Here is a 12,686-nt window from a genome sequence, read left to right on the forward strand (position 1 = left end):
AGATCTGGGTTATCAGAGGCGTCCAACTCCGCGTGAGGATTTTCGTGAATAACCCCACGTGTGTGCGATCGTGGTGTTCGCCGTGCGGGCTGTAGGCTGGAGAATCGTGAGTGCAATTCAGACTAATGATGCTCGGCGTGACGAACCGACACAATTAGGTCCCGGCTCCCGTGAAGATGCGACTACTCCTCCATCGACGGCAGGAGGATTCGTCCGCGGCTGCTATTCCTTTGCTCGTCGTACCCGCTTCCCCGTGTGTACTGTGGCCCGCCAACGGCTGTTTGCGCTGGCGTTGTTAATTGCCCAGATCGGCATCACATTCACGGGCTCGATTGTTCGTGTGACAGCTTCAGGGTTGGGCTGCCCGACGTGGCCCGAGTGCCAACCGGGATCGCTGGTTCCAGAATCTGGATCAATCCCCTGGGTTCACCAGCTCATTGAATTCGGAAACCGCACGCTCACCTTCGTTCTGACCATTTTCGTCATTTTGGCGTTTCTCGCGGTGTCGCGTGCCAAACGGCGTTCAGAAATCATCATCTTGGCGTTCATCCAAGGAATCGGCGTGATAGCCCAGGCGGTCATCGGCGGTATCTCCGTCCACCTTGATCTGGCGTGGTGGATGGTTGCGCTGCACTTTTTACCCTCGATGGTGCTCGTATGGCTTGCTGCCTTGCTGTGGGTTCGCATCGACGAACCCGACGACGGTAAAGCCCAGGTGATGTACCCGCAGCCTTTGCGCTGGCTGGCTCTCATGTCGTCCATCGCCATGGGGATCACCCTGATCACAGGAACCATGGTGACGGGTGCTGGTCCTCACGCAGGCGACTCGGAGGTCCCCGCCGATTCACGGCTCCAAATACCGCTTGATCTGATGGCGCACCTGCATGCGCACGCGATGTACCTGTACCTGGGCCTCGTGGCAGGTTTATTGTTCGGGCTTCTTACTGTTCGGGCCGACCGAGCGATCATGAAGACGACTCAATGGTTGGTTGTCTTGATTGTTCTTCAGGCTGGGGTTGGCATCGTCCAGTACTGGCTGGGCGTTCCGCGGTGGACTGTTCCGCTTCACGTCATTGGTTCTGGCGTGATCTGTGCTGTGACAGCAGTGTTGTGGGCACAGGGTAAACGACGCGCCGCTCCGAGGATTTAGGTTAAAGATTTTAGGAAGCCTGCTGTGCGTTGTAGCGGCTTCCGTCGATCATGTTCTTGTCCGCCGAGGAATCCCCACCTCCCCATGGAGGTGTCACGGGTTTATGTGTACCGGGGGTTCCGGCGGACTTTGCTTTGTCTACACGAAACGGTTCTACGAGAATTCTTTTTGTCGAATAGATGATTGTGCTCGGTGATCAGTTCTTAAAAGCCGAGAACTTCGTGAAGCGGTTGTAAATTGATCACGGCGTCAATGGAGAGACCAACGAACAACAACGACAAGTAGTTATTCGATAAAATAAATAACCTAATAGGTTTCACTGGTTTACCAGTAGAGATTCGCTTGTAAAGGCGAGTAGCGCTGATAATGAACCATGCCCCTGCCCCGATTGCGGTGAGAGTGTAAAACCACCCGGAGGCGAAAATAAGGGTTAGTGACGTAAGGGCAGTAAGCCAGGTATAGAGAAGAATTTGTTTCGCAACCTGAGCTCGCGTTTTCACTACTGGCATCATGGGCACCCCGGCGCCGCGATAATCCTCTTCATATCGCATACCTAGAGCCCACGTGTGTGGCGGTGTCCAGAAGAAGATGATCATGAATAAGGCGACGGCTTGCAGCCATCCAGCCACCGAATGATTGGACGTGTTATCAGCAATAACGGCCCAGCCGACAATGACGGGCATGCACCCTGCTGCCCCGCCCCAAATCACGTTCTGCCACGTCCGGCGCTTGAGCCATTTCGTGTAGATAAAGATATAAAAGAGGATGGTCAGCATCACGAAAACTGCTGCTAAGAGCGAATGGCACAAGAACGTGAGGAACAAAAAGCTCAGCACAGTCATCGATGAGGCAAAAACCTTGGCTTCCGTGAGAGTCAGCCGGCCGTCCACCAAGGGACGGTTCTGGGTCCTCTTCATAACCTTGTCGATGTCACTGTCGACGATCATGTTGAAAGAGTTGGCAGCAGCAGCTCCCATCCATCCCCCGACAAGCGTTAACAAAATGAGCCAGAGGTGGATAGTACCGCGATCCGCCTGAAGCATGGCGGGAATCGTTGCGACCAGGAGAAGCTCAATTACCCGTGGCTTCGTAAGCGCCACATACGCCTTTATCTTCTCCACTTGCCTCTTTTTCCTCCATGTCCGCTGACAGTCCTCATCGCTGACTGATCGTTCATGCTTGTCTCGGCACTGGTGATGGGCATCTGTGCGTCGTAGCTATGACCATATTTAGGACAGTCACCGCCCTAGTCTAACAATCACGGTGTTATTCGTTGACTCGCCACGGGATTTTTACTCGAGGAGGAAATTCCATCCTGAACACGTGACCCCGACGGGGCTCGTAGGCGCCGCGTTTCGTCAGGCCACGCTGACCCTCTGAAGAGGGTGCCTGAGGCGGGCATGAGAGCCTGTGCAGATACCCTTTGAATAGCTTCGTAGACCGCGATGAAACTTCAGCCTAAACTGGTGTTCGTTTACTCCGAGGAGTTTTATTCCGCGGGAATGTTGCTTCAGCGGGAACCAACTTAGCGGTCGCTACGTAGACGGTAGGCATGTCTACGGCACGCGCACAGAAAGGTGATCAGAAGGTGATTGATAAGACTTCGGCAGTCATCAAGCGGTATGCAGAAGCTCGGGAGCTCGTTCCCGACCATATCCGCAGAGCCGTGGAACCAGCTTTCCCCAAAGACTGGGATGAGATCGACTCGCGATCCGTCGACACAGTCCGCGTCTTAGCTGCAGATGCTGTTCAGAAGGCAAAATCCGGTCACCCCGGCACTGCGATGAGCTTGGCTCCCCTGGCCTACACCTTGTTCCAGCGAACAATGCGCCATGATCCCTCGGATCCCGACTGGGTAGGCCGCGACCGATTCGTCTTATCCTGCGGGCATAGTTCGATGACTATTTACGCTCAGCTCTTCTTGGGCGGATTTGGCCTAGAGCTCGACGACCTCAAGCAGCTCCGCACGTGGGGCTCATTGACTCCCGGCCATCCGGAGTACGGGCATACCGCGGGGGTTGAAATTACGACCGGTCCCCTGGGGCAGGGTTTGGCCTCATCCGTCGGTATGGCCATGGCCGCCCGTCGTGAGCGGGGGCTTTTTGACCCTGATGCTCCGGCAGGACAGTCCCCCTTCGACCACTTCATTTATGTGATTGCTTCCGACGGTGACCTGGAAGAAGGCGTGACCAGCGAGGCGTCATCACTTGCAGGGACACAGAAACTCGGCAACCTCATCGCTTTCTGGGATGACAACCGTATCTCGATCGAAAACGATACGACGATTGCGTTTAATGAAGACGTCTGCGCCCGGTATGAAGCCTATGGATGGCAAGTTCTCAATGTTGAGTCCGGTGAAGATATTCAGGCGCTTGAAGCCGCGATCACGTTAGCTCAGCGCGAAACCAATCGTCCGACGCTCATCCGCGTCCGAACCGTTATCGGTTACCCTTCCCCCACCAAGATGAACTCCGGTGCTGTTCACGGAGCAGCACTCGGTGATGATGAAGTTGCCGCCGTTAAGCGCATCTTAGGTTTCGATCCTGATCAGACCTTCGAAGTCTCAGACGAGGTCCTTTCTCATACGCGGTCACTTCGTGAGCGGGGTGCCCGCGCTCATGAGTCCTGGTCGGCCGACTTTGACCGGTGGGCCGCGGAGAATCCGGATCGGAAAGCCCTATTTGATCGCCTGTATGCCCGGACACTTCCCGATGGCTGGGATGCTGGTCTGCCTGAGTGGGAGGCTGATGGTTCCGGAATTGCGACGAGGAAAGCCTCGGAGGTCACTCTTCAGTCGCTGGGTGCGGCGCTACCGGAGCTGTGGGGAGGCTCTGCCGACCTAGCTGGATCGAATAACACAACTATCAAGGATGCGGATTCGTTCGGCCCCTCGACCATTTCTACTGATTCATGGAATGCGCAACCCTACGGCCGGGTGCTTCACTTCGGTATCCGTGAGCACGCGATGGGTTCTATTCTCAACGGGATTGCTCTCCACGGGCCGACGCGCCCCTATGGCGGCACTTTCATGGTCTTCTCTGATTACATGCGCCCTGCAGTACGTTTGGCTGCTTTGATGAAGACCGACGTGTACTACGTGTGGACACACGACTCTATCGGACTGGGCGAAGACGGCCCCACCCATCAACCTGTGGAACATCTTGCAGCCCTTCGCGCCATCCCAGGCCTTGCGGTCGTGCGTCCTGCCGATGCGAATGAGACTGCCTCCGCATGGAGAGCAGCGATTGATTCGCCCGAGGGGCCTAAAGCGTTGGCATTGTCCCGCCAGAACCTACCCGTGTTGAAGGGGACCAAGGAACTCGCTCGGGACGGTGTCCGTCGTGGCGCGTATGTCCTGGTTCGTGAGTCGGCAGAACACCCACAGGTCATCGTGATGGCCTCGGGTTCGGAAGTCCAGCTGGCCGTCGAGGCTGCCAAAGTTTTGGAATCTCGCGGTGTAGCAACACGTGTTGTGTCTGTGCCATGTATGGATTGGTTCTTGGAGCAAGATCAGTCATATCAGGACGAAGTCCTTCCTCACGACGTCACCGCCCGCGTATCAGTGGAAGCGGGCATCGCAATGCCGTGGTATCAGCTTCTCGGGTCGCGCGGTAAAGCCGTCAGCCTTGAACACTTCGGAGCATCAGCTGCCGCTAGTGAGCTCTTTGAAAAGTTCGGCTTTACTGTCGACGCCGTCGTCGATGCTGCCACCTCTGTTGTAGAGAACTAAGACCATCTACGTCATATTTGCGCGTTACGTGATGAAAGGATTTGATCGTGACCTCTGATAACGCACCCCACGTACTGGGAGGCGATTCGAGTTTTCCCTCCGAGTATCTCCCCTCCTCAGCCAATGAGAATGTCCGTCAACTAGCCGACGCAGGCACGTCGGTGTGGCTCGATGACCTTTCTCGGGACCGTCTGACCTCTGGGAACCTGGTCGAGCTCATTGCCGACGCGGGAATCGTCGGCGTGACGACGAACCCGGCGATCTTTTCGAAAGCCATGACTGTTGGCACCGCGTATGACGACCAGTTAGCGACCCTGAGTTCGCAGGGGCATTCGGCGTCGGAAGCGGTCTTTGACATGGCTATCGACGACGTCCGTGATGCCTGCGAAGCCTTCAAAGATGTATATGAGGCATCGCGGGGTCAAGATGGACGCGTATCTATCGAGGTCGACCCTCGTTATGCACATAATCCCGAGAAAACGGTGGCACAGGCTAAAGAGTTGTGGGATCGTGTGGGCAAACCCAACGTGATGATCAAAATTCCTGCCACAAAACAGGCTCTACCGGCGATTACGGATACTATCGCCGCGGGAATTAGCGTGAACGTCACCCTCATTTTCTCAGTGGAGCGATACAAGGAAGTCATCAAGGCCTTCATCGACGGTCTTGAACGTGCCCAGTCGGCCGGCAAGGATCTGTCCTCTATTCATTCCGTGGCTAGTTTCTTCGTCTCTCGGGTCGATGGTGCCGTCGACCATAAACTTGCTGATATCGCACCAACCGCATCCCGCGATGTAGAAAAACTTAAGGGGATGGCGGGTATTCATAATGCGCAGCTAGCTTATGAAGCATTCCGTCGCGTTTTCGGAGGCGACGACGTTGAGACCAGCGCCGCTGTCAATAACGACGATCTCTCGTCGGAGGCTGAGCGTTGGCAGAAACTTGCGGGCGCCGGGGCTAACGTCCAACGGCCGCTATGGGCGTCGACCAGTGTAAAGAATCCTGATTACACGCCTACGTTGTACGTCACTGAGCTTGCCGGTGCTTGCACCGTCAACACCATGCCAGAGGGGACGCTGGACGCTCTCCAGTCTGATGGTGGTGTTCACGGGGACGCGCTCACGGGCACGGGAAATGACGCCCGAACATATTTTGACGACCTTGAATCACTGGGCATTGATTTCGCTGACGTGGTGAATGTGCTTGAGGATGATGGCGTCGCTAAATTTGTGGATAGTTGGAATGAATTGATCGCCAATATTGATTCCCGCTTATCCAGCTAACCACTCAGCGAGTTGTTTACCAGAAGTAGCTGTTGCTCCCCCAGCATGGTGACACTGCCGAGTCGGGGTCAACCAAGGACCTGATGAGAAAGGCATGGACAATCGACCGTGAATAATCCCAACGCGGCCGCCGCGTCACACCGGCAGACCTACACCCCAGAAGGAGAAACCGACAACGACGTGAACAAAGGTCATGCTGCGGCTCATCAGGAGCCGTCCGCCGAAGAACAGCTCAACCGGGTGACAGTGGAGTCCAATGAAAACCTGCTGGAAACTAGCGGTTTTCCCGATAACTGGACTAATCCGCTCCGCGACCCCAGGGATAAAAGGATGCCCAGGATCGCGGGACCATGTGGGCTCGTCATCTTCGGGGTCACAGGCGATCTAGCACGAAAGAAACTCCTCCCCGCGGTATATGACCTTGCCAACCGCGGTTTACTCCCCGCGGGATTCACCCTCGTGGGATACGGCCGTCGTGACTGGACTAAAGAAGATTTCATTAAAAAGGTGTACGACGACGTTCGCGCGGGATCTCGTACTCCCTTTAGGCGATCGGTATGGGAGCGCCTGGCCGAGGGGCTGATCTTCGTCAAAGGGACATTTGACCAAGATGAGTGCTTCGATGCATTGGCCGAGACGCTGGCGGAGGTCGACCATACCCGCGGCACCGCCGGGAACTGGGCTTTTTATCTCTCTGTTCCTCCTGCCTTTTTCCCGAACGTGTGTCACCAACTTCAACGCTCGGGCCTCGCTAAAGATAGCGCTGGCGGTTGGCGGCGCGTGGTTATTGAGAAACCCTTTGGTCATGATGAGGAATCAGCTCGGGAGCTGAACCGCATTGTCAACAGCGTTTTCCCTGAACGCTCAGTTTTCCGTATCGACCATTACCTGGGCAAGGAAACAGTTCAGAATATTATGGCGCTGCGCTTTGCGAATCAGCTCTTTGAGCCCCTGTGGAGCGCATCCTTTATCGACCACGTCCAGATCACTATGGCAGAAGACATTGGCCTAGGCGGACGGGCTGGTTATTACGATGGCATCGGCGCTGCGCGGGACGTCATCCAGAACCACCTCATCCAGCTTCTTGCGTTAATCGCCATGGAAGAGCCTCTGGCCTTCACGCCCCGCGATCTGCAGACTGAAAAGATTAAAGTCCTGAGAGCCACCAGTGCCGTTCCCCCGTTCTCTAAAACGACAGCCCGAGGCCAGTACACCGCAGGATGGCAGGGCTCTGAATTCGTAGGTGGCCTTCGCGATGAAGAGGGATTCGCCGAGGACTCGAAAACTGAGACCTACGCGGCTTGCACATTGGAGATTAATTCTCGACGCTGGGCGGGCGTGCCATTTTATCTACGCACCGGCAAGCGATTGGGCCGACGAGTGACGGAAATCGCTTTGGTGTTCAAAGATGCGCCCTATCTTCCTTTCGATGCTGATGAGACGACTGCTCTTGGCCCCAATGCGGTCGTCATTCGTGTGCAACCCGACGAGGGAGTCCTGATGCGCTTCGGCTCGAAGGTCCCCGGCTCCGCCATGGAAGTTCGTGACGTCAACATGGACTTCGCCTATTCCGAGGCGTTTACTGAGGCATCCCCCGAAGCCTATGAGCGTTTGATCCTCGATGCTCTCTTGGATGAAGCTAGCCTCTTCCCCACCAATGAAGAGGTGGAACTCTCGTGGAAGATCCTCGATCCCATCGTCAAATATTGGGCTGAACGAGGACGTCCTGACGATTATCCGGCTGGAACGTGGGGCCCTGAAAGTGCTGATCGTATGCTTTCGCGGTCAGGACGCACCTGGCGGCGCCCGTAAAATTATCACCGCTCGTCCTCACATCACACGCTCAATTTTCAGGGAATGAGAAAACCGACGCATGATCATTAACCTCCCCAATACAACAACCCGCGACATTTCTAAACGCCTCGTCACCGTCCGTGAGTCGGGTGGCGAAGTCACGACCGGCCGTGTGCTCACTTTGATCATCGTCGCGTCAATTAACGACGATTACGAAACGTTTATTACGGCGGCCAATGAAGCCTCACAGGAGCATCCGTCTCGTATTCTCGTGTTGCTCACGGATGATTCCTCCTCAACCGCGAGCCAATCTGATAGTGATGACAACGGCAATTCGCAGACTGGGCTTGCGGACTATGAGAATCTCGAAGAGTTTGAGCGTGCTCTCGACGCGATGCCCACCACGACGCAACCCGAAACGTCCGACGAGGAAACCACGCAGTTAAGTGCCACAGACGACGTAACGTCCAGCGGGCGCGTTGATGCCGAAATACGCATGGGAGGCGACGCTGGTGCCGCTGAAGTCGTCGTCATGAAGTTGTATGGCGCTGTTAGTCGCCATCTCGCAAGCGTTGTGATGCCAATTCTGTTGCCAGACACTCCGATTGTGGCGTGGTGGCCGGCCAGCCGTCCCCCGGTCCCGGCGACTGATCCGATCGGTCGTCTTGCCGGCCGACGAATTACCGACTCTCTATCGTCAAGTATTGAAGACGGCATTTTTAGGTGCCGATCGTCGTATGCGCCCGGTGACTCTGATCTTGCCTGGTCACGTATAACGCAGTGGCGTGGAATTTTAGCGTCGGCACTGGATCAGCCTCCGTTTTCTCCCATCCGTGGAGTTACCATTGCTGGCCCATCGGAAGACCCGAGCGTTGATATAGCCGGCGGATGGCTTGCAGACCGTTTAGGGATGAATGTAACCCGTGAATCCACTGACTCGCCCAAGGTACCTCTTGATTCCGAAGGGCGCCCCACTATCGGCGTGCAAAGCGTGACGATCCATCGAGATAGTGGCGATTTGATCCTCCGCACCTTTAGCGCACATACGCTGACTATCACACGCGAGGGATCAGGCCGTGAAAGTCGCGTTGCCCTCACACGACGCGGAACAGCTGACTGCCTCGCGGAAGAGTTGCGTCACCTTGACCCCGATGTCATCTACGCACAAGCTCTCCGAGGGCTATCCAGAGTTCACCGCGTCGATGCTTTCGATTCAGACGAGTCGCACGCACCTGACGACGCGAACGACAGTGACGTCGAAGCAGACCGTGAATAGGTCGTCGGCAGTGCAATAAACCCCATCGTTGTTGTGGTAGACCGCAAGAAGAAAGGCGTATGGATGAGCGAAAAGTCTAGTTCCGATTCAGATGTCCGTATTGTCGCGTGTGCAGATCAAGCAGAAGTGGCTATGCGGGCAGCACGCGATGTTGAAAACGTCATAGTCAGTATTCAGGAAGGACGTGAGGGCGCTAGTAACACCACCGGGGTTACCCCGGATGGTTACGCCCGGCTCGTGGTCACGGGTGGAAGTACCGGTATCGCCGTGCTCCACCAGCTGTATATCGATAGTGAAGCCGGCAACGCGGGTATTGACTGGAACCGTGTCCACGTTTTCTTCGGTGATGAGCGCTGGGTTTCAGCAGATCATCCGGAGCGGAATGACAAACAGGCAGCAGAGGCCCTGTTCAGCAACATCGATATCCCGCAGCAGAATCTCCACTGCTTCCCTGCCCCATCGTCCGACAGTGCGTATGGAGAGACCGAAGGATCCCGCAGCGGAAACGTCGACGTCGCGGCGCTCAACGAAGCTGCTGCATCGTACGCAGATACCATCACTACGTACGCTCCCGATGGATTCGACATCCACCTCTTAGGAATGGGGCCGGAGGGGCACATTAACTCCTTGTTCCCCCATACGCCTGAGTTGACAAGTGATGACACCGTCGTATCGGTAACTGATTGCCCCAAGCCACCGCCCACGCGTTTATCCCTAAGCCGTCGCGCGCTTAATTCATCGACACGTGTGTGGTTCGTCGTTGCTGGTGAAGGAAAAGCTGAAGCTCTTGGGCACGCAGTCTCAGGCGACGATGCAGACATGTGGCCAGCTGCGGGCGCACGTGGGCAACAAGATACTGCTGTCTATGCCGACGCACCGGCCCTATCCCAGCTGCAGGGCCCATCGTCATAAGCCACCAAAAATTGCCGACGGAGATAGCGCATCTCTACTCGGTCTGAATAAGGATTGCGTTGTCCGTCGGCAAAATAAGTAGGCCCTTCGCGTGAATCGCTGGAGGGCCTCTTTTACGCGGCGTTGTGGCCGTCGCTAGATCACATCCACCGCTGAATTCCACCCACAATAAGCTCGTAAAGGCTGGGAAAACGTGGAGGGCTAACCGTCGATGATTATCCGTACGCCTGAAGTAGATTCAGACCGATCACTGCAGCTAACCAGATAATTGCGCAAACGATGGTAATGCGGTCGAGGTTCTTCTCTGCAACCGTAGATCCCGAAAGATTGGATTGCATTCCGCCACCAAAAAGGCTGGACAGTCCGCCGCCCTTGCCTTTGTGCAACAGAACGAACAGCCCCATGAGCAGGCTGAACACAACCAAAACGATTTGCAACGCGAGATGCATTGGTGTGGGTGCTCCAATCAGGAAGTAATGTCACCGACCGTTAATAACCACACCAGTTTAACGTACTGGCGCCGTGGAGTGAATGTGCCCCACTCCATGTGTCACATGAAGCCGCAACACTGGTTGCGTAAGGCCCACGAGATTCGTTCGCGGATAGGGGAAGGCATAATAGGGATTGTGAGAACTCGAGCTCGCCTACTTTCTTTGACGGACCACTTTCATGCTGCAGCTCAGGGGGTTGGAGTAACCGTACACGCCATTGCCGACGCGCTCATTCGTCGGTTGCATCTTCAGCGGGTGGTAGGTGCACTTCCTTTTATTCCGCCTGGGCTACGGGCTGCTCTCGGCTACCTGGTTCCGCTGAAGCCGGCGGATCTTCCAGAGCGTCTCCCCCATGTGCACGCGCATAACGACAGTTCCCACAGGTTTCCTCTCCGCGAGGCATTGCTCCGCGGCTTTGCCTCAGTGGAGACTGATGCCACCCTGTACCGCGGGCGATTTCTCCTAGGCCACAGTGTTTTAGAAAAAGCCGGGGTCTGGATTTAGAAAGAGACTATCTCGAACCACTCGCCACTATGGCGCGACTGGGTCCCCTCTTCCCCACCGAAAGCAATGACACCGGCAGCACCCTGGTAACTCCACAACCAGGTAATGAGGAACCCGTTTATGTCCACGTTGATATCAAATCGGCTGGGCTTCCTGCGTTGAAACAGCTCGAAGCTATCGCGTCCCGCTACTCGGATGTGCTGAGTGAATGGACCGGGGAAAAATATATTCCTCGACGTCTGACTCTGATTGCGACGGGAAATAGCCTGAGGGCAGCCGATGAATGGTGGACGCAGCCGGCGACGAAGGACCACCATCGTCGGGTATTCCTCGATGGTCGCCCGGAAGATTTAGCTGCCTGCCCTCCAACGTGGCTGATGCCCATAGTGAGTACGGACTTCACGCACTTCTCAGCGTGGCGGGGTTTCCGCGCTATCGCGGCTTCGGAAGAAGCTGCAGTGAGGGAATTCGTGTCTTCCGTGCATGAGCAAGGACGGCAGGCACGGTTATGGGGCATCCCAACATGGCCCTACGCCAACCACGCACGAGTAAGCCGGTGGCTCCTCAATGCCGGACTCGATTGGGTGAGTGTCGACAATTTACGAGGAGCACACCGGCTCATTCATTCGGCGCTCTAGTGCACGTAGCAGCACAAGCACTAACTAGCACCCGCGCTAGCGCCGTGACCCGCCTACTCGGAGCTACGTCACTCCGAGTAGGCAGAAGAGGTCTTAAACGCTACCGTCGGCAGCGAGGGCAGAGAGCTTGGCGAAGTCTTCACCATCGAGTGAAGCACCACCAACAAGCCCGCCGTCAATATCTTGTTCCGCAATGAGTTCGGAAACATTGCCGGTCTTCATGGAGCCTCCGTACAGGATGCGGATCGACGATGCCGTCTCCTCATCTGTCAGCTCAGCGAGGGCACCACGAATAGCGTGGCACACTTCCTGAGCATCCGAAGCCGATGCGGTTTTACCCGTTCCGATCGCCCAGATGGGTTCATAAGCGATAACAGACTTTGCGATTTCGTCCTTGCTCAACCCGGCAAGTGACTCCTTGACCTGGTCGACGACGAAGGAGACGTGCTTGCCTGCCTCGCGAACGTCCAGAGACTCTCCGACACAAACGATCGGGGTCATATCGGCGTCGAGAGCCTTCTTGGTCTTCGCAGCAACGATCTCGTTGGTCTCGGAGTGGTAGTCGCGGCGCTCTGAGTGGCCCACGATAACCCAGGAGCATCCCAACTTGGACAGCATCGACGGTGCGATTTCACCGGTGTACGCACCGGAATCGTGGGTCGAGATGTCCTGAGCGCCATAGGTGACGCGCAGCTTGTCCCCATCCACCAAAGTCTGCACCGAACGAATGTCGGTAAACGGAGGAATGACCGCGACATCAACCTTGTCGTAGTAGTCCTTGGGGAGTGCAAAAGCGAGTTTCTGTACCACGGAGATAGCCTCAAGGTGGTTGAGGTTCATCTTCCAGTTACCAGCAATAAGTGGTTTACGAGCCATGAACAGTCCTTTCATACAAAGGTGAGCCCCGG

The 12,686-nt window shown here is 55.9% G+C and carries 10 protein-coding genes and 1 pseudogene; 8 read left to right on the forward strand and 3 right to left on the reverse strand.

From position 1 onward, the window contains the following. The first annotated feature begins 106 nt into the window (after window positions 1-106). Window positions 107-1,150 carry a COX15/CtaA family protein gene (locus CKROP_RS04715; RefSeq protein WP_012731597.1) on the forward strand — a complete coding sequence of 348 codons (1,044 nt, stop codon included), beginning with the start codon at window positions 107-109 and terminating at the stop codon, window positions 1,148-1,150. 203 nt (window positions 1,151-1,353) lie between these two features. Here the strand turns inward: CKROP_RS04715 and CKROP_RS04720 are convergent. After that, a pseudogene (locus CKROP_RS04720) lies at window positions 1,354-2,292 on the reverse strand (heme o synthase); the annotation flags it as partial. A gap of 446 nt (window positions 2,293-2,738) precedes the next feature. Between CKROP_RS04720 and tkt the strand changes: the two are divergent. The 5 genes from tkt to pgl all read left to right on the forward strand — a co-directional run bounded on the left by tkt (window position 2,739) and on the right by pgl (window position 10,145). After that, window positions 2,739-4,880 (forward strand): transketolase, encoded by a 2,142-nt coding sequence (gene tkt, locus CKROP_RS04725; RefSeq protein ID WP_012731599.1) that lies wholly within the window; start codon window positions 2,739-2,741, stop codon window positions 4,878-4,880. A gap of 47 nt (window positions 4,881-4,927) precedes the next feature. Then, entirely contained in the window at window positions 4,928-6,163 is a 1,236-nt protein-coding gene (tal, locus tag CKROP_RS04730) for a transaldolase (RefSeq protein ID WP_012731600.1), read from the forward strand. A 330-nt stretch (window positions 6,164-6,493) separates the two neighbouring features. After that, window positions 6,494-7,975, forward strand: a complete 1,482-nt coding sequence (zwf, locus tag CKROP_RS04735) for a glucose-6-phosphate dehydrogenase (RefSeq protein ID WP_237698467.1) — start codon at window positions 6,494-6,496, stop codon at window positions 7,973-7,975. Between the two features lie 61 nt (window positions 7,976-8,036). After that, window positions 8,037-9,233 carry a glucose-6-phosphate dehydrogenase assembly protein OpcA gene (locus CKROP_RS04740; RefSeq protein ID WP_012731602.1) on the forward strand — a complete coding sequence of 399 codons (1,197 nt, stop codon included), beginning with the start codon at window positions 8,037-8,039 and terminating at the stop codon, window positions 9,231-9,233. Between the two features lie 63 nt (window positions 9,234-9,296). Then, window positions 9,297-10,145, forward strand: coding sequence for a 6-phosphogluconolactonase (gene pgl / locus CKROP_RS04745; protein ID WP_041628820.1), 849 nt, complete (start codon window positions 9,297-9,299; stop codon window positions 10,143-10,145). Between the two features lie 215 nt (window positions 10,146-10,360). On the opposite strand, the gene secG is transcribed toward pgl, so the two are convergent. Then, window positions 10,361-10,594, reverse strand: coding sequence for a preprotein translocase subunit SecG (secG, locus tag CKROP_RS04750; protein ID WP_012731604.1), 234 nt, complete (start codon window positions 10,592-10,594; stop codon window positions 10,361-10,363). Window positions 10,595-10,798: 204 nt separating this feature from the next. On the opposite strand from secG, the gene CKROP_RS04755 reads away from it, so the two are divergent. Next, window positions 10,799-11,140, forward strand: coding sequence for a hypothetical protein (locus CKROP_RS04755; protein ID WP_148209640.1), 342 nt, complete (start codon window positions 10,799-10,801; stop codon window positions 11,138-11,140). Between the two features lie 29 nt (window positions 11,141-11,169). Beyond that, window positions 11,170-11,778 carry a PI-PLC domain-containing protein gene (locus tag CKROP_RS04760; protein WP_012731606.1) on the forward strand — a complete coding sequence of 203 codons (609 nt, stop codon included), beginning with the start codon at window positions 11,170-11,172 and terminating at the stop codon, window positions 11,776-11,778. 93 nt (window positions 11,779-11,871) lie between these two features. Here the strand turns inward: CKROP_RS04760 and tpiA are convergent, their stop codons facing one another. Further along, complete coding sequence (gene tpiA / locus CKROP_RS04765; RefSeq protein WP_041628822.1) at window positions 11,872-12,654, reverse strand: triose-phosphate isomerase; 783 nt, start codon at window positions 12,652-12,654, stop codon at window positions 11,872-11,874. Window positions 12,655-12,686 lie beyond the last annotated feature (32 nt).

The organism is Corynebacterium kroppenstedtii DSM 44385, assembly GCF_000023145.1.
Classification (GTDB): domain Bacteria; phylum Actinomycetota; class Actinomycetes; order Mycobacteriales; family Mycobacteriaceae; genus Corynebacterium; species Corynebacterium kroppenstedtii.